Genomic DNA, 18,128 nt, shown 5'->3' on the forward strand with positions numbered 1-18,128 from the left:
CAGTCAGCATATACGCTTAACTTATTAGATAGCTTATATAGAGCTCTCTTTGATTGCTCTTGAGTTTCTTAACATTATATTTGACTCGTATACCCTACGAATAAAAGCTTTAGAGGTATCTGCTGACAAAGTCTTTGGCTCTCCAAATATGATAAATCTAGACGCTCCTGTCTCTCCCGTTAATGGACGGTCAGCACGTACTAGAGCAGAGAGTTTTACGGATATAATATCAGTTGTGATAGTAGAATCAGTCGCTAAACCCTTTAAATAGCTCATGTACTGCTCAGGAGTAAAATACCTCAGAGTCACGGAAGAAGTTAGTGGTTCTACAACTTCTACCCCTAATAACACCCCAAAATAATCCACTCTCGGAATAACCACTTCTCCTATGTCACCAAAATCTCTAATATTTCGACTCTCTTTTAATATAGTACTATCATTAATTTTTTGTAAATCAAGCTCTGCTGAATTTAAAATCTCTTTTACATATCGTCCAGCATCACAACGTAGCTCATAGCTTTTTATATTAGATTCATAATTAGATTTGTCATTCTGAGCTACTTCTCTTAAAAAATACCTTTGAACGATAACCTGTCCCGGTATAAGCTCTAAACGACCATCGCGTTCTATTTCTATAGGCCCTCGAACTAAAGTACCTTCGCAATCATACATATCCTGCGGTGCTTCATATTGAATAGTCAATTGTGAGCTTGTCAGACCAGTAATATTACTTGCCGCTATTCCGCTTTTTGTTAGATATTTAGCATCGATGGCATCTGTACCAGCGCTTGTTACGGTTCCACCCATTTTAATGCCATTCATATTGTTTTTAGATTTATCTGTTTGGGAGGCACTAACTAGACTGGTATCACTGGTCATAACCACACCAGCTAAAGGAGTGAAAGGGTTATTAGAATCCGCCATACCTAAATTACTAAGCCTGATACTTTTCTCAATATTTTGAATACCAAAAATACTCGCTTCTAATATATCTGTACCACCGGACTGCACGCTACTGGTTTTGATACTTGTGAGATAAACCTGCATAACCGCTGCCGAGATCAGAAGACCTAATGTAAGGGATATCATCAGTTCAATTAAAGAAAAACCTTTTTGAGTACGATTAAGCAGCATTAGTAGGACTCCATAATCACACAGTCAGAACCGGCATGGTATATACCAGAAGTGTCGGCACAAGCTTTATTACTTTGCGAATTAGCAGCAAAAATTGGTTTTGTGCCATTCCATGAAGCAATAATACATTGGCGTAGTTGTTTATCCGCAGTGCCTGGACAGGTAACCATATTAACCAATATGCCATTATTACAAGCTTGTTGCATAGCGCTCCAACTATTATATTTTACTAATTCTTCTGCAGTACATGAATCGCTATCACAGTTCTTCGTCACACTACTAGTTTTATAGTCTGTGACCGCAGCACAATAATCTTTTGTGTCAGAGACATTCCCTAAAACACTCTGTATCTCCTTCTGATAACCTGGTATATTCTTAGGATTTAGTCTCAAGTCTTCAGATAGTCCACGCATCACCGTATTAGCATTGGCAATTAATACACTATCATCTGTAGCTTTCACTGATACCATATTCAATGCACTGAAGCCCAACACTGCTACGGCTAGTAGAAGTAAAGCTACCATCACCTCCACCAATCCAATGCCAATTTGCTTACTAATAATATTCATGTGCAAGTTCCTTCCGACTTAACGCTAATAGCTGCTATAGCACTAACCGTTACTTTTAAAGGAGTAGCAGCGTTATTGCTATCGCATATACTATATACAGTAGCATTCGCAGTTTTATTTGGGCTGAACTTAGTACTAGTGGCATTTGGTTTAATTGTGCTTTTAGCATCATATTTATAACTTGCTATATTAGTTTTTACCACGCCTAAAACCATATGATCAATCTTGATAGTTTTTTTAGTATTATCGAAGCTCAACGTTAATGGTTGACGACGGAGTATACTTTCAACCTTTGCTTCTTTTAACGCATTAGCAAGAGTAGCTGTAGTTGATTTGACACGCTGGTTGGCCAGCTGAGTACTAATATTAGGTGCAGCGATACTAACAATAATGGCAAGCACAGCAATCGTTACCATCAGCTCAATCAGGGTGAATCCTGAGCTGTTCATTCGCAATTGGTAAGGTATATTTTTCGCAGATGCGTTCACATCAAATCCTATTTATGGCTGTGTGCAGCTCTAATTTCTTAAAGGCAATAAATACCTAATTTTTATAGTAATGAAGCCGGTATAGCTCGCCTCATTTTTTAATTATCTATAAGACTTCTATACAATATTGCACTGCAATTTTTATTCCATTTAAATTGATAAATGGTGTTGTAGTAACGGTTATATCGAAAATTATAGAGAAATAACAAATTTAGCTAAGGTATATTCATAATATAGCGGTAAGGTAACACATTAGCAACATAATAGTAGACACCAATAGATTAGTGATAATCTATCACTGGTTACCGTGCGCTAATGCATACGCAAAAACCTGGTAAGGGTTAGGCGTTTGTGATGGGTTTACACCTGCAACAGCAGTTGAGTCGTGAAATGCACGGCCTAACGCTTGCAGACTGGCACCAGTGGTGGCGACATCATCGAATAAAATTAAGCGCTTGACCGGTGGCTTTTCGATTAAGGCAAAGGCATTGTCCAAATTATTCAAGCGTTCAGCACGGCTCAGTCCTTGCTGACTGATGGTGTTATCAATACGTTGCACCCCATGCCACAATGGTATCTGCCAATGCTTAGATAAGTGCGCTGATAAAATACTAACGGGATCAAAGCCACGTTTGATCAGTCGTTGAGCGGTGGTCGGCATGGCGACAATCACACTGTTATCATGATGACAACCGTGCGGGCGTGGCAATTGACGCAGAGCGTGTAGCAATAAGGGCAGCTTGGTCATGTCCTCAGAATGCTTAAACGCACGAATCGCTTGGCGCATCGGGTAATCATAATAAGTCGCTGCTTGGATAGAGAGCGTACTAGCAGCCGCGATGTCGACCTGAAAGGGCTTGGGCAACCAGCCTATACTATGATGACAATGCGAACAGAGCAGACCATGATTTAGTCGTTTATCAAAAAAACGACGCAGATTGGTAAGGTTCGAAGGATTGTTCGGTAAGGAGTCAGATACAGGATTGAGTATGTTTGATGAGTGCTGTGAGGTGCTACGATTAACGCGGCATAACTGGCAGCGTATACTTAGATACTCTGCCAGCCATAGTCCGGTTTGATAAGGGGCTAGGTGCTGCATGCTTTGGCGCTGCATGCTTTATGGTTAGGATGAATATTAATACTAAAAACCCTTCCAATCGTTAAGCACGATACCAAAACCAATCGAGGTATTTTCATGATTATAATCGATGATAGACTCGCCATAACCTTGGAATAGCTGCACAAAGCCATTGACGTTTTCTGATAATGGATAGGTATAGTCGATTTGTGCGGCCCCTTTATTGGTGCTTGGGTTATAACGTAAGGTACCGCTTAGGCTCTGCTGATTGGCCAAATCATATAAAAATTTGACATCGCCATAGCCCATATAATCTTCGATATCTGGATTGTCTTCACTACTGTCATCTTCATTATTCACACGCGCCCATAAACGCGGGATGACGGATAGCTTGCCCCATTCTGCACCTGCCATCAGATAAGCACGGTTCCATGAGCGTGATAACGGATCTCCTTGCCCATTAGAATGGTGAATAGCGCCTACACCCAACATGCGTAAACGACCACCAAAGGGCAAGTCTGCTGTCACAGGTTGGGTCAAAAATATTTCAGGCTGATAATCAGTGGCGCGGAATTCTCGTGAGTTATCCTCATTATAGACCTGCCAGTGCGACTCTTGGGTATAACCAAACCATAAATCTGCACTGGTATCAAATAAATCTTGAGCCACTTTCGTCTTCAAAGACAACTGAAACTTCAGCTCGGTCTCGCGTATGTCATTCGAAGAGTAAGACTCTGTTTCTTGAGACGGCGTCCCTGGGTTTAAGTTGGGATCAAAGGTATAAAATAGCGGCAACACGTAGGTTGGTCGGTACGGTCTGACCGTCCAAGTACCACGTTCGCTGTTTTTATCAAGGTCATAGGCTAAGCTTAGCGGCGTATATTTTTCAATATCGCTTTGCGTGACACCAATGTTTTCTAAGACTTTTGCTTCTCTTTGCGTCAAGCCAACCGTATCTAAACTCTCAGTAGAATCGGATTGATTGGTCAGTAGACCAGTATCTGTCTTGTTGGTCTGTACAATGCTGGTGGTATTCTCTTCAGCAAAGACAACTTGCGGATTACCGGAAATAGTCGTTTTAAATGTTTTTGCCAAATCTAGCGGTTGTTTGGTATTTATGTAGCTCGGCGTTTCGCCTTGCTCAGCAACCTTATCGAAGCAAGCAAGACGGGCAGCACTGGTCTGTACTTGCGTACATTCAAAAAACAATCCCGCCTGCTTGGCGACGAAGTCCTTATCCGACAGCTTACTGCGATCAAGCAGTTTATTAGGGGTTTTTAAACGCTCAGAAACCACTTGCTGAGCATTGTCGTTTTCATACTCAACTGCAGCGTCCGCTACAGGTATCTCATTATAAACCTGACCGTCATTCGCCGCTTGTACTTGCAGAGCCGTACAACTTAAAGCGATACCCATAGCGATGCTCAGCGGTGTCTTTGAACCAAACCCTAAAGCCATGGTGCGTCGAGTCTGATGCTGGGGTGTAAGAGGAGCAAACATAAGTGTCCTTTGTCGTAATTGGCATTGATGCCGGTAGATTATCTAATGCAGATGGCATCAATAACAGGTAAGCTAAAATTGGTAGTCAATGATATCAATCATTTGATTGAAAATTATTAGGGCGTGTGGCTCATAACCAAATGTTGGTAGCAATTGGTCATAGCGTTGTTACTTCAACATTGTTGCGTTATTGTAATAAAATTATCATCATTATACTAGCGTTATCAGAACTTAATCTAGTCCATGCTCAATTAATAACACCTTAACAGCTATAATTATATTCTTGCTGCTACTAAATCATTCACGCTGTCATTGCTCAGCGTATTGTCTGTCACTCCCCTACCGATTCAGACATATAGCAACGCGCTCTTTGTTCGTGCAAGTGTGCTTTGCTATCCGTTATTTATTCAAGAGAAACACCAATTATTAGTCATAAGAAACCGGATTATAAGCGATAAAAAAGCCAGCCTCCTTCTCAACCGGTTAGGCCGAGGGAGATGCTGGCTTTTCGCTTGTTTTTAGTTATATAGTCAGTGAAAAATAATATCGAACCATCACGCACAACTGATATCCATTTTTTTGCTTGCTGTGCCTGCGCAGACAGAGGCGACAAAAAATGGATATCAGCAGCCGCGTCGCGTTTTTAGGATATTTTGACTAGGGCGTTAGAGTGAGTTGGTATTATTCAACTCCGTTAATGTTTGCTCAAACTCTTGGCGACCGATTTCACCGACCTGCTTATTTACCAATTGACCGTTTTGATAATACAACAGCGTCGGCGGACCAAACAATTGATAACGCGCCAAGATAGCTTTTGAATCATCCGTAGTTTCCGTGATATCTAAGCGCACCAATTGCCAATCTTGCATTTGCATAGGACGATTGTGGAATAGGTTTTTATCCATAATGCGGCACTCAATACACCATTCAGCGGTGACATCGACAATGACTTTGGGGTTAGCCGCAGTAATTACATCTAGCTCTGCAAGAGTAGTAATGCGTACATCATTAGCATTACGACTGGCGTTATTCACTCCTGTCGTCTGACTTGTCGTTTGCCCCATCATAGGTGAGCTTAATGAAGCCAAAGGGTGTAGGCTGTCATCATTTCCCAATGCTGCCCCGATAACCAGCGTCGTCGCCCAAATACCCGCAATCAAAGCCAATGCTTGGGTCAGCATAAGACCCTTACCCATCCAGCTCCACGCCCATGTCGCCACGACCATAAACCATAACGCCCAAACCAGTAGCATCACTGGTGAGATGAAGACGCGCTCAATCAATAATAGCGCCACAGCGAATAATAATAAGGCAAAACCTAGCTTAACCCAATTCATCCACTCACCAGCTTTTGGCATGATTTTGCCCTGCGTCGCGCCAATTAAGATAAGCGGTGCCGACAGACCAAAGCCCAGCATAAATAACGCAGCGAACCCTAACAGTGGGCTACCGATGGTCGAGACCGCTAGTAACGCCCCAAATAATGGTGCAGACACACAAGGCGATACCACCAAGGCTGATAAGAAACCAGCCACCAAGCTGCCGCCCGTACTGCCCAACTTACTATCACCGGCTTGGCTCAAGCCTTGCATCTTACTGGTAATGGTGCGCGGTAAACGAATCGTAAAAACGCCGAGCATATATAGCGCCAGCAGGACAAATACAATCGCGAAGCTGATTAAGATAATAGGGTTTTGTAGCCAGCCGATGATACCTAGTGACTCGCCAAAGACGGCAATCACTGCGCCCAAAATACCGTAAGCAATAGACACGCCTATCGCATAACTGGTGGTTAAGATTACGCCTTTTTTGACCGTTGGGTTTTTCTGACGAGCGACGATGTTAGCAACAATGGGCAGCATCGGTAATACGCAAGGCGTCAATGCCAAGCCCAACCCTGCTAAAAATAACAAGCCTAATGCCAACCAAGGATGGGTCGACAAACCAAAGGGATCGCTTTCTTCCAAGCTATTGGCAACCACGTTTTTGCTGTCAATATTAGTGACATTGTTATTGTTATTATCGAGCGCTCCATTGTTACTGGCTATCCCGCCTACGATGCTGGTATCCGCGCCAGAGAGGGTGTTACTAGCTGTGATTTCGCTGTCTAAAGCACCTTCATCCATCAAGGCATAGTCAATAACCTCGTCATCTACCAGCGACCGCTCGGCTTCAAAGGGTAGAGCATTCGCCTTATTTGCCTGAGTTGTTACGGGCAATGTGCTTGCAATGGCAGCCTTGCTATTATTTTGGCTGGCTGGATTATTAGCGTTCTTAGCAGTACCGGCAGCGGACTGTTGTAAGGCCACAATATTAACGGTCGTTTTAATCTTTTCAGGCGGATAACATAGACCGGCTTTAGCACAGCCCTGCCAGCCAATCGTCACAGCGGCGTCACTGACACTCTGACCATTACTGCTGGTTAATATCGTCGTCGCGACCATATTGGCTTGGTCAAAGACAGCTACTTTGCCGTAGGTAGGATCGTCAATTGCAACCGGCGATTGGCTAAATTTGAATGGTGCGGCACTCACGCCAGCCGGTAAAGTTAGCTTGATTTGATCTTTATAAACATAATGCTCAGGCGTAATATCAAAGTTAATCGCTAAGCGCGTGCCTGATGTTGTGCCTTTACTGCTGCTAGTGACTTGAAAGGCTTGATCAACCGGCAAAAACTTCGACTGGGCAGCACTTTTATCGCTACTAAAAAGGTCGCTAAGCCCAGCCGCTTGTACCGTCATCGAGGTCGCTGTCATACCAGCAAGCAGCGAGCCACTAGCGATAGCAAATGCCAATAGATGGTTTTTGGCGGCAGACGTTTTGGCGGCAGACGTTGATGATGATTCTGTTGTTGACGTCTTTTTAGACATTAAGAACTACCTTTTTATAGCGAATGTTGGGGCAGACTGGCTTTTTGAGTAAGCGGCTTAACTACTCAACTAAGGCGCATCATCAATGAACACATAGACTAATTGACGACACGCCCTAGCGTTAAATGCTATTTACGTGGCGTAGCGATATTAACCGTGGTTTTAATTTTTTCTGGTGGATAGCACAAGCCAGCTTTAGCGCAGCCTTGCCAACCAATAATCACTGGTACATTCTTGGCACCTTTACCGTTATTAGTGGTCAACGTAGTAGTCGCCACTACGTTTTTTTGGGTAAATACAGGTACCTTACCAAAAGTAGGATCATCAATTGAGACGGGCGATTGACTAAAGGTAAATGGTGTCGCGCTCACGCCCTTAGGAAAATTCAAGGTAAGCTTGTCTTTATAGACATAATGACCGGGCGTAATCTCAAAAGCGATCGATAGGCGCGTACCGTTGCTGGTTGCTTTGCCGCTACTGACGACTTGAAAGGCCTGATCGACTGGCAGAAACTTCGACTTCGCAGCACTGTTTTGATTGCCAAATAAATCACTCAAACTAGCCGCTTGCGCCGTCACTGAAGTCGCCATTAGGCCCGTGAATAGCGTACTAGCCGCTAAAACAAAAGACAATAAGTAAGACTTTTTTGCACTGGCTTTGCTTGCTACTACTGTAGTGGCTGGCTTAAAAATGATCATGAGTGGCTACCTTTGATTACAACTGTCGATGTTTGGGGTCTGTTGAACATTCAAATATTAGGACTGCCAGTGCCACATTTGAATGTTCAACAAACCCTAATAGTGTGCTCATTATATGCCAAACACCTAACGCTACGATTAATGCTCTTAAAGCTAAATGTAGAGACGCACCTATATCGAGTGAAAAGTAATATCAATACATCACTCACTGCTGACATCAATATTGCTTGCTGTGCCTGCGCAGACAAAGCCTACAAAAAATTGATATCAGCAATACCGTCGCGTTTTTAGGATATTTTGACTGTAGAACAAAGCATCTGCTCTATGAATAAAAAATATCAACCAATAACACCTTATTGATTGATATGCAGCACTCATTAATAGCGTCAAATGATTCTATAGCTTGGCATAAATATCCGCATCTTGACCTTCGCCGCCCTGCTGACCGTCTGCCCCTAACGAAAACAAGTCATAAGGGCGACCTTCGTTACCGGGTGCGGCATATTGCATCTCGTTTTCCCAACCATCGGTCGGATAGCCACCTTTAATATAGCCACCGTCAGGATAGTTTTTGGCATCGGCAGGCGGAGTAGTAAGAGCATCTAGACCTTGCGCGGTGGTCGGATAGCGCGAGTTATCCACCTTATACATATCCAAAGCATTTGAGACGGTCGCTAATGCGGTCTCAGTGGTTTTAACGCGGGCTTTATCACTTTGCCCGACCACTTTTGGCACCACCAAACCAGCCAAAATCGCCAAGATTACAATGACGACCATGATTTCAATAAGGGTGAACCCTGACTGCTGATACGCCTTTGACGGACGGCGCTGCTCCGACAATGGCGTCTTATCATTAATTGTATCTGAATAATTATTGGCTTGGCTTTTCGCAGGTTGTGGCATTGTCTTTATTTGAATATTGTCAATCATAGTCATCGCTTTTATCATCGCTTTTAGTATCAAGATAGTATAAACCGTAAAATAGCCGTCAAGTCGTATTGCTTAGTCTTGAGACGATTCTCACTATAGACTATGATTTTATTTTTATCCAGCGCTGCAATCAGATTGTCGGTATTGGGACTACTAATTTAAAGTAAAAAACGAAGGCAAAGCTTAAATGGCATGAGGGATTGAGAAATACAATAATCTTTCAAAATTTACTATAGCGTACTGCTTGGCTTTACCACAGTAAAAATAAGGCCGAGTCAACAATATACAACAGTAAGTAAATCTTAAGAAAGCTAACGCAGAGTTTAGCAAGATAGGTGAAATAGAAATATTGCCACGATGGCAAAAGCATGGTTAAAATCAAGTGGCTTTGAACAATAGAAAAGGCAATGAACAAGACAATGAAAGGAGCAATAAAAATAAGAAAGCGTATAGATTCTTAAAGTGAAGAGATGGAAAGAAATATTATAAAAGTAGCCAATAATTGCTAACCTGCTAAATCATTCATGTTCACAATCGGTAGCATGACTGCCATAACAATAATCATCACTATAACGCCCATGAAAACCAACATCAAAGGCTCAAGTAATGATAGCAAGGTACTGATAAAGTTGGTGGCTTCCGCTTCTTGCATGTTGGCCGCACGGCTGAGCATATTTTCAAGCTCGCCTGAGTTCTCGCCACTTTTGATCATCTGTACCATCATCGGCGGAAAGTATGAGGATTTTTCTAATTGACTGGATAAGCTTGAGCCTTCTGTCACCCTATCGGCAGCAGTGATAATAGTTTTTTGAATATGTAAGTTGGTCGCAACGGCTGCGCCAATATGCAGCGCCTCAATCAGTGGTACGCCTGAGCGCACCAATATCGCAAGGGTACTGGCAAAACGCGCGGCATTAAGCCCCTTCGATAGCCGCGCCAATATCGGCAGTCTTAGCACGATACTATCTATCGTCAGCTTACCTGCTTGCGTCTGGGCAAAGCGATAAAATAAGAAAGCCGTTCCTGATAATACTAGCAGCATGAGCCACCACCACTGGGTAATGAGGTTCGATAGGCTAAGTACAATTTGGGTAATCAGCGGTAGCGCCTGCTCTGACTGCTCAAATACTTTGACAATTTTAGGCACGACGAAGCTCATCAAGCCCATGATGACCCCGACCGCCATGACCATCAGTACAATCGGATAGACCATCGCCCCTTGGATTTTCTTTTGTAGTGCAAAGCGGTTTTCGGTGTAATCAGCCAACTGATTCAGGATCAAATCCAAATGGCCTGACTTCTCCCCCGCTGCAATGGTAGCAATATATAGCGGTGGAAAACTGGCCGCTTGTTGCAAGGCACGCGCGAGGCTTAGGCCCTCTAACACGTGTGAGCGCACGGCGAGCATGAGAGATTTAATATGGGTTTTCGGTGATTGTTTGGCAACGGCAGCCAGCGTTTCCTCTAAAGGAATACCAGCCGCCAGTAATACTGATAATTGACGCGTGAGCAGTGCCAACTCATAAGCCGACGGTTTTTTATAACGGCTTTTATGTTGGCTTTGTCGGTCATTGACCGCACTGACCTCAACGGGTGTCCACTGCTTATCACGCAGCTGCTGACGTACTTGCCGTGCAGAATCGCCTTCGAGTAAGCCTTTTTGGACACCGCCGTGGTCGTCGAGCGCTTTATAATGATAAGCGGGCATAGCAGCGGATATCCTAAGGTAGTCAAAAAAAGGGTTGAATCAGTGCTTAAACAATAAATTTCTTAGATAATGGATTACTTAGATAACGGATTACTTAGATAACGGATTACTTAGATAACGGACTACTTAGATGAAAAGTAACTTAAAAGAGTGGCGTCGAGTCATTACTATCAGGCATTAGCCCTTGCAATAATAAAACATCGAGATGCTGTTGCTGCAATTTTTTATCAAAATCATTCACTTCAGCGATCAACATTCTCTCGATACGTTTGTCACTGGCAAAAACACTGAGCCGCGCGCAAATAACTGCCAATTGATAAATGCGCTTTTTACAATAACCGTCTAAGCCTTGTAGCAGACGCACCATATGCGGGGTCTCAAGACTGGCATAATCATAATAGGCAACGACCTCTTGCCCGAGCGCTGTCACGCTATAGCTAATAGACAGATGCGCGCAAAAATAACAACTGAATAAATAGCCGACCACATGGCCAATATAGTAACTGCGATCATAGGTAAAACTACTGACCCCAAAGTGACCAAGAACGTAACTATTGAGACTGGCTTGATCTAAGATAGGCTTGTCATGTTTAAGCTTACCAACCGTCGCGAGACGTAGCGGATTATGACCATCTTGAGTGGTCAGTTGCCAACCCGCTGGCTGCTGAGCCGGCATATGACGCACGATATCCGCGATAATATCGTCGACCACATGCAGCTGCTGCCAAAGGCGCTCAATGGCATCAGTATCCATTAGACCGCGCTTATCAAGCTGCTGGGCAAGCAGATATTGTTGATATTCGGCGAATTGTGCTTTTAGCGTTTGTACCAGATAAGTGGGACGCGTGGCGGTAGAAGCCATATAGAGTAGTCGTGTGCGCTCGTGCTGGGCGCGATAGAGTGCCACACGCTGCGCAGCAGTATTGGTTTCGCTAGCAGCCTTTTTTTCGGTCTCTGCGCTTTCTGTCCTTGTGCTTTCAGTCTCTGGATTTTCAATTGCTACATTGTCGTTCCTAACCTCTTCTGAAGCGGGTAAGGTAAATAACGCGAGCAGCGCCGCTTTATCAGGCAAAGTCTCTTCACTGTTTTTTGGCTTATCTTCTGACAGAGGCTGATTGTTTTCGACATCGTCTTTATTAATACTGCTATTATTTTCGATAGACGTAGAGATGCCTTGTTGGCTATTGGATTTTGTCGTTGGTTTTGCGGTCGGTTCAGTCATAACACACCATCAGCTTCAAAAATAAACATCGCTTGGCGCGCCACATATCAATGCCAAACAGTAAAATATAACGCGCTAAAAACAAGTGGTCGCACTTAGGCAACTCATGACTCCATAGTACCTGAACCTAAACACATTGTCAGCTGTACCGCAGCAAAATAGCCTCAATCAAATAACGCCATTTAAGTTTGCTTGTTGAACAACAATACTGAATAACCAAGTAGGCATAAGACAAAAAAACGTTAAGGTCTAATCGTTAACCTTAACGCTTTGTCTTAACAATCAACACATTGCAAGATACTAAGCCAATAGCTGTCTTTGGTACTGCTGACGATAGGCTTTTGGCGATACCCCATAGACGCGCTTAAAAGCTTGGCTAAAGGTCGAGTCCGACGCATAACCGACCAGCTCACTAATACGGCTGATACTGTTTTGCTGCAAGCGCAAATAACGGGCTGCTAGGCGCAAGCGATAATCGATTAGATAGGTCAATGGTGGCATACCAATGGTGTCTTTAAAACGCTGCGCAAAGCTGGAACGCGACATTCCAGCGACTTCCGCAAGCGTCAAAATCGTCCAGTTTTTGCTCGGTTCATCGTGCATCGCTGCTAGCGCTTTGGTCAAAAACGGATCTTTCATTGCCTTTAGCCAATTGTCTGTGACCTCGGGGATGCTTTCGATATAAACGCGCAAACACTCAATCATCATAATACTCGCCCAATGGTTGATCACCGCCGTTTTGCCCATACGCTCATGCTTAGACTCTAAGGTTAACAGCTTAATCTCTACATCAATAACCTCAAATCGCCCATCGGTGTCATTATTAATCTCAGGCAATATCGGTGGCAATACCGATAATAAAGGACGAACCATCTCTTTGTCGTATTTGCACTCAATCAGTATCAAAGACGACTTCGCATCGCCATTGCTGGTGAGATCAAGCGTATTATCTTTGCAGTTAGTGAGCAGCTCATCCAATGGCTTGGCATCATCACCATGATGATTCAGCGCATAACTGACGTGTTGATAGGCATTGGGAACCATGATGATGTCGCCAGCATGTGCCTCTCGTAAGCCGTTGCCCACATCGATACAAAAGCTGCCTGACATCACCAAATAAAACAGAATAGTGTCTTTTCTGGTAAGCGAATACGACCAGTTACCAGCACCATTTAAACGATAGTATTTTGTCTCAAACAAATGCACATTTTGTAGCAATACACTCAGTGCGTCCATCAATAACTTCCTCAATAATCTATGGCAGTTGAACCTAACCCTGCAAAATAAACCACCTAAGAGATATTACACAAGAAAAATCACTTATTGTGGACTGCGATTAAAGTTATACGTACGCTAAACACATATCGAACGCTAATTTTTAACAATACGATTTTTTATAGCCTCTGTAAAGAACGCTAATATTGGCAACATTGACAGCGCTTAATGACTGTAAATAACTCTAAATGAGCTAAATCCTCGTAATGACCCCCACATTATCATGCGAAACTCTTAATTAACGATTTATATTTACTTAATAATTGGTACTTTACCCTAAAAGCAGTAGGGAGTTATAACTAAATAAAAGTTAAGCCCTAATCAAAACTAACTGTACTCATAAAATATCCTAAAAACGCGACGCTATTGCTGATATCAACTTTTTGTAATCTTTGTCTGCGCAGGCACAGCAAGTAAGCAAGCAAGCAAGGAAAATAGATATCAGCAGTGCGTAATGGTTTGATATTATTTTTCACTCACTGTAGCGCTCATAAAACACTGGTAAGAAATTTAGCGCCTAACAAGTCCGTTGGCAACTAAAGAAGCCAACAGTGCGTGCGTAAAAAACAAGGAACAAAATAAGATTGTCTAACCGGCAAAAAACAGTCAGAGCAGTGGAAAAAATTGAAGAGATAGAAGGAATAAAATGCAAAGGTAGAAAGTACAGAGATAGGAAGTTCAGATATAAAAAGCACAAATATAAAAAACGCAGACGAAAAAAAATGCCAACGAGGGCAATTAGTGGGTATAAAAGTTATGTAGAAAATTATACTAAATAAAATGGGGCGACTGATGGGACTCGAACCCACGACAACCGAGATCACAACCCGGGGCTCTACCAACTGAGCTACAACCGCCATAACTATTGCCAAGGAAGGCAAGATTTGCAGGCTAAATGGTGCGCCTGGCAGGATTCGAACCTGCGGCCACCTCCTTAGAAGGGAGATGCTCTATCCAGCTGAGCTACAGGCGCTCTTAGAGGACTTTTATACATCTTGATCTGTTTATAATAGCAAAAACTTATAGCATCAAAACAATATCATTATACATAAAAAAAAGCCTGTAAGGCTCTTAAAATAGATGGTCGGAGTGATAGGATTCGAACCTACGACCCTCTGGTCCCAAACCAGATGCGCTACCAAACTGCGCCACACTCCGAAATTTTCTATTATCACGATAGTTAAGTTGATTAATTGGTTATTGGCAATGCCGCTAACTGCTTAATGTTCCTCGCTATCGAGGTGCACATATTAAGGGGAAAAGACGAGTGTGTCAACACCTATTTTCGAATATTTTATAAATTAGCCAAATTATATTAAAATTATCTTGGAGAGCCATTTTTCGGTGGGAATGTTTGCTTATGAACCGAAGTAATTACAGCGTCTATAACTCTTGTGGTAGTTCACCATTCAGCGTGCCACTCAGCACATCAAAAGGCATAAGCCACAGCTTTGCAGAATTTGAGTTGTGGCTATTAGCGTCACCACTTCCATGAATCTGTTGTCTGAGCGCGACAGGTTGTCTGACGTTGCCTTGCACAGGATAGACCAACCACACCTGCCCTGCTTGGTACGCTTGCGCATAACTGGTCAACTGATAGGCATCACTGGCACTGAGCGCACCTGAATGGCTCAGATACTTCCACTTTATATCGATTACATGGCTGTAGTTACGTGTCTCTTTTGCGCTAGCCGTGCTCTGGTTATCGTCATAGGGATGTTTTCTAGCATTTTTCTCCTCACGAATATCATCATTTGGGGTCTGATAAATAAGTAAATCCGGACGGATAGACAGGCACGCCTGTCCTTCTGCATCATTTAGCCACACGCTTTGTGCTTGATGCAGTGCCTGATAATTTTTATTTAGTTGCTCAAACATCGAGGCGATACGTAGGCTTGCCCATTGCTCAAAAGCTTGATTCATATCAATCAAGAGACACAAGCGTGGTCGCGATAGAGGTTGAGAGGATAGGCTGGCAGCGATACCGTTGCCGGTTTGTATATCTGAGCGCTGCAATAGCCAGTAAGCCAACTCTAACAATTGCTGCGCGGCCTGTGCTTGTAGCTGACTCAACGGTTGTAGTGCTAGCTGGCGCTTTGCTTGCTGATATACCGACTCTAGGCGCTGCCGCTCATGGTAATTAAGCGCCCGCACTTGTTGCCAGAGCTGTATGGACTTGGGTGGCATGGCTGTTTGCAGGAGCGGTGCCAGCCATACCAGCGCGCTTTTAATCAAACGATTGCTCAGCATGTCTTGACTGAGCACGCTGCGCTCACAGACAAACTTATGCGGTTGTACACTATTGCGGCGCAGTTGCTCTTTGATAAGTAGCCGACCTTGTAGCGTTGCTTGATTGTCAATCTGTGTCTGATAATGCTTGGTTGGCTGATACTGCGCCAAGCCCTTCAAAAACTGCTCGATAAGCCAGTCAGATAATGGCAGCGGTGTTACCTGCGAGTTAAATTGACCCAAGCTTTTTGTATTGGCTGATTTACCGTTACGTTGATTACTGCTATTGATCAAATCAGACAGCATGTTTTGTACCCATTGACGGATTTGTCCAATATCGCTATCGCTGTTTTGATGGGGCTCAAAGGACTGCTGCTGCGGGCGACTGGTAGATGCTGAGGCAATTAATTTGGGTAATATCTCAAGCGTCATACCGCTCGGTAACAATACGATACCGATATAATGCCCGACCTTGAGTTGCCATTGCCCCTGTTTGCGTTTAATAGTAAATACAGCAAACTCTTGCGCCATCAACCAATGAAAGTCAGACGCTTGCCAGAAATCGTGCGCCATTAAGCGTTGATGCTCAAATACCGTCATAATATTAGCATCGAGTGCTTTTATTCTGGCGCTATTAGCAATATCGATACTGTTAGCGTTGCTATCTATCGCTTTTATCGCTTTGACCTCAGGCTGTATTACTCTACTCATCACTAGCTAGCAACCTTATCAATATAAACGCTGGTAGACGGATAGAGTGGCGAACTCGCCTGTTCTTTCGATAAGATCGGCATTAATCCGATAGCTACCAGTGTTAATCGATTGTCCTAAAAAGGCATTATGACCGCTAAATAGCTGACTGGTTGTCATGTCATTCGTTTGATGATTTATCTCGTCATACACATGATCACTAATCTGCGCTTGGCTATCTTGAATAAACTGCGCCTTCATCGGCTGCGGCTCATCTCTAAACACATACTGCAAGATAGCCACTTGCCCGCCAGCCGCTTGTGCCAATTGCGGAATAATTTGCTCCGCCAATACAGTTTGTAGCTGCGCCAAATGCTGTACGTTGAACAAAAACGCATGACCCAATTGCGCCTCCGCCCCCAATGCTTGGGTTATGCGCTTGTTTAAGCCCGTTAGCAACTTAGCCAAATCTATGGTTTCTGATGTTTGCCTATCTTCTAGGCTTTGCTTAGCGTTGCCAACAGCGGTGATAATGGGTAACAGTTCGGGCTTAGGCGGACAATCAATGAAACGAAAGCGCCGACGCAAAGCCATGTCTAGTGGCGCTAAAGAATGGTCTTGTGTATTCATCGTGGCGTAGATATCGACATTGGCTGGCACACTAAACGCACGACCAGAATAGGCCAAATTTACGCTCATAGCGTTTGCCATACCAGCGCGCTTATCAGCTTCAATCAGGCTCAGTAGCTCACCAAATACCCGTGAGACGTTGGCTCGGTTGATCTCATCAATCAGCATGGCATAGCGCCGTTTTGGGTCACGCGCAGCACGCTGACAAAGTTTAAGGAACGCCCCATCTTGAATGGCATAGCTCATCTGTGCTTGACTATTACCCGTCTCAGAACGGTGACTGACATGACCAGAAGCTGCCATAACGGGTCGAATACCTTCAACAAACTCTTCATAACCATAGGCTTGGTGAAAACTGACCATACTAAAACGCTGCTCGCTAAAAGCTTGGTATTGGCTTGCGGTATTGTCACGCTGCGCTTGCTGAAACTCTGCCAATTGCTGCGCTAAGTTGCTTAATAAATCCATACTTTCGGGTAGCAAGTACCAAGCGCCGCTATGGTCTTTATCAAAGTAAGCTTGGCTAGCACGGTTTTTATACGTCACGGTTTTTGAGCTGCTAGGACTGTGCATTTGCAGCACCGACCAAGCTGTATTACTTAAGTTCTTCTCACGCGCATTTTGGGCAGCTTTGGCAACAAAGAATTCATGATTGACAATCTCAGGTACTTTTATAAGATCTTGTTTTTCAGAGTGAAAATCTAAAAATATCAAACATACCACATCACGCCAGCTTAACGTTTGTAATAGCTGTGCCAGCAAATCAGCATCGTTCGCTCTCGGTAAATAGTCGGTATATTGCTGAGCAATTTGGAGCAATTGGTAGGTTTTACCAGTACCAGCGACGCCGGTATAAATGATATTGGTTGGCTCATGAATAGACATCTCAGGCATAACTTCTTCCGGCAATCACAATGGAAATAAAAAATGATAAATAACGCGTGCTAAAATACCACTATCAAGTCATGGTTATTTTGCACTCAACATCGCTAGCCACTTAATCTAGCAAATAACTTCGTCTAAAAATATCTTATGATCTCTCATAACGCCCAATCAATGCTAATGCTATGGTTACGTTACTGCCATTTAATAAGCGCAGCAGTTCAT

General features: G+C 43.5%; 13 protein-coding genes and 3 tRNA genes. All 16 read right to left on the minus strand.

Annotated features, from left to right (window positions below; all coding sequences use genetic code 11):
- Positions 1-33: 33 nt before the first annotated feature.
- Complete coding sequence (locus AAEY80_RS01545; protein WP_350587788.1) at positions 34-1,134, minus strand: prepilin-type N-terminal cleavage/methylation domain-containing protein; 1,101 nt, start codon at positions 1,132-1,134, stop codon at positions 34-36.
- On the minus strand, positions 1,134-1,703 hold the full coding sequence (locus AAEY80_RS01550) for a type IV pilus modification protein PilV (RefSeq protein ID WP_350587789.1): 570 nt from the start codon (positions 1,701-1,703) through the stop codon (positions 1,134-1,136). Before AAEY80_RS01550 ends, AAEY80_RS01545 begins: the two co-directional genes overlap by 1 nt.
- Positions 1,700-2,191, minus strand: a complete 492-nt coding sequence (locus AAEY80_RS01555) for a pilus assembly FimT family protein (RefSeq protein WP_350587790.1) — start codon at positions 2,189-2,191, stop codon at positions 1,700-1,702. Before AAEY80_RS01555 ends, AAEY80_RS01550 begins: the two co-directional genes overlap by 4 nt.
- 295 nt (positions 2,192-2,486) lie before the next feature.
- Positions 2,487-3,290 (minus strand): ComF family protein, encoded by an 804-nt coding sequence (locus tag AAEY80_RS01560; protein ID WP_201566109.1) that lies wholly within the window; start codon positions 3,288-3,290, stop codon positions 2,487-2,489.
- 42 nt (positions 3,291-3,332) lie between these two features.
- Positions 3,333-4,769 (minus strand): phospholipase A, encoded by a 1,437-nt coding sequence (locus tag AAEY80_RS01565; protein WP_350587791.1) that lies wholly within the window; start codon positions 4,767-4,769, stop codon positions 3,333-3,335.
- A gap of 665 nt (positions 4,770-5,434) precedes the next feature.
- The gene (locus AAEY80_RS01570) at positions 5,435-7,639 is read right to left on the minus strand and encodes a cytochrome c biogenesis protein CcdA (RefSeq protein ID WP_350587792.1); all 2,205 of its coding nucleotides are present in this window, start codon (positions 7,637-7,639) and stop codon (positions 5,435-5,437) included.
- 128 nt (positions 7,640-7,767) lie between these two features.
- Positions 7,768-8,337, minus strand: coding sequence for a protein-disulfide reductase DsbD N-terminal domain-containing protein (locus AAEY80_RS01575; RefSeq protein ID WP_025651738.1), 570 nt, complete (start codon positions 8,335-8,337; stop codon positions 7,768-7,770).
- A 396-nt stretch (positions 8,338-8,733) separates the two neighbouring features.
- On the minus strand, positions 8,734-9,273 hold the full coding sequence (gene gspG, locus AAEY80_RS01580) for a type II secretion system major pseudopilin GspG (protein ID WP_350587793.1): 540 nt from the start codon (positions 9,271-9,273) through the stop codon (positions 8,734-8,736).
- Between the two features lie 499 nt (positions 9,274-9,772).
- Positions 9,773-10,975 carry a type II secretion system inner membrane protein GspF gene (gene gspF, locus AAEY80_RS01585; protein WP_101210756.1) on the minus strand — a complete coding sequence of 401 codons (1,203 nt, stop codon included), beginning with the start codon at positions 10,973-10,975 and terminating at the stop codon, positions 9,773-9,775.
- A 142-nt stretch (positions 10,976-11,117) separates the two neighbouring features.
- Positions 11,118-12,197: a hypothetical protein gene (locus tag AAEY80_RS01590; protein ID WP_201617053.1), complete on the minus strand. Its 1,080-nt coding sequence runs from the start codon at positions 12,195-12,197 to the stop codon at positions 11,118-11,120.
- 300 nt (positions 12,198-12,497) lie between these two features.
- Positions 12,498-13,433 carry a helix-turn-helix domain-containing protein gene (locus AAEY80_RS01595; protein ID WP_101210755.1) on the minus strand — a complete coding sequence of 312 codons (936 nt, stop codon included), beginning with the start codon at positions 13,431-13,433 and terminating at the stop codon, positions 12,498-12,500.
- 820 nt (positions 13,434-14,253) lie between these two features.
- Positions 14,254-14,329: transfer RNA gene (locus AAEY80_RS01600), tRNA-His, on the minus strand.
- Between the two features lie 39 nt (positions 14,330-14,368).
- Positions 14,369-14,445 (minus strand) — tRNA-Arg (locus AAEY80_RS01605).
- 108 nt (positions 14,446-14,553) lie between these two features.
- Positions 14,554-14,630: transfer RNA gene (locus AAEY80_RS01610), tRNA-Pro, on the minus strand.
- 225 nt (positions 14,631-14,855) lie between these two features.
- Positions 14,856-16,412 carry an McrC family protein gene (locus AAEY80_RS01615; RefSeq protein ID WP_350587794.1) on the minus strand — a complete coding sequence of 519 codons (1,557 nt, stop codon included), beginning with the start codon at positions 16,410-16,412 and terminating at the stop codon, positions 14,856-14,858.
- Between the two features lie 18 nt (positions 16,413-16,430).
- A complete protein-coding gene (locus AAEY80_RS01620) occupies positions 16,431-17,915 on the minus strand; it encodes an McrB family protein (RefSeq protein ID WP_350587795.1) in 1,485 nt (494 codons plus the stop codon).
- Positions 17,916-18,128: the final 213 nt, after the last annotated feature.

The sequence above is a fragment of the Psychrobacter sp. 78a-MNA-CIBAN-0178 genome, from assembly GCF_040309625.1.
GTDB lineage: Bacteria > Pseudomonadota > Gammaproteobacteria > Pseudomonadales > Moraxellaceae > Psychrobacter > Psychrobacter okhotskensis.

Excerpts from the sequence above, each read along its gene's own strand:
- AAEY80_RS01545 (WP_350587788.1), bottom strand. The coding sequence starts at position 1,134 with ATGCTGCTTAATCGTACTCAAAAAGGTTTTTCTTTAATTGAACTGATG.
- AAEY80_RS01590 (WP_201617053.1), bottom strand. The coding sequence starts at position 12,197 with ATGACTGAACCGACCGCAAAACCAACGACAAAATCCAATAGCCAACAA.
- AAEY80_RS01615 (WP_350587794.1), bottom strand. The coding sequence starts at position 16,412 with ATGAGTAGAGTAATACAGCCTGAGGTCAAAGCGATAAAAGCGATAGAT.
- AAEY80_RS01565 (WP_350587791.1), bottom strand. The coding sequence starts at position 4,769 with ATGTTTGCTCCTCTTACACCCCAGCATCAGACTCGACGCACCATGGCT.
- AAEY80_RS01550 (WP_350587789.1), bottom strand. The coding sequence starts at position 1,703 with ATGAATATTATTAGTAAGCAAATTGGCATTGGATTGGTGGAGGTGATG.
- AAEY80_RS01595 (WP_101210755.1), bottom strand. The coding sequence starts at position 13,433 with ATGGACGCACTGAGTGTATTGCTACAAAATGTGCATTTGTTTGAGACA.
- AAEY80_RS01560 (WP_201566109.1), bottom strand. The coding sequence starts at position 3,290 with ATGCAGCACCTAGCCCCTTATCAAACCGGACTATGGCTGGCAGAGTAT.
- gspG (WP_350587793.1), bottom strand. The coding sequence starts at position 9,273 with ATGACTATGATTGACAATATTCAAATAAAGACAATGCCACAACCTGCG.
- AAEY80_RS01575 (WP_025651738.1), bottom strand. The coding sequence starts at position 8,337 with ATGATCATTTTTAAGCCAGCCACTACAGTAGTAGCAAGCAAAGCCAGT.
- AAEY80_RS01620 (WP_350587795.1), bottom strand. The coding sequence starts at position 17,915 with ATGCCTGAGATGTCTATTCATGAGCCAACCAATATCATTTATACCGGC.
- gspF (WP_101210756.1), bottom strand. The coding sequence starts at position 10,975 with ATGCCCGCTTATCATTATAAAGCGCTCGACGACCACGGCGGTGTCCAA.
- AAEY80_RS01570 (WP_350587792.1), bottom strand. The coding sequence starts at position 7,639 with ATGTCTAAAAAGACGTCAACAACAGAATCATCATCAACGTCTGCCGCC.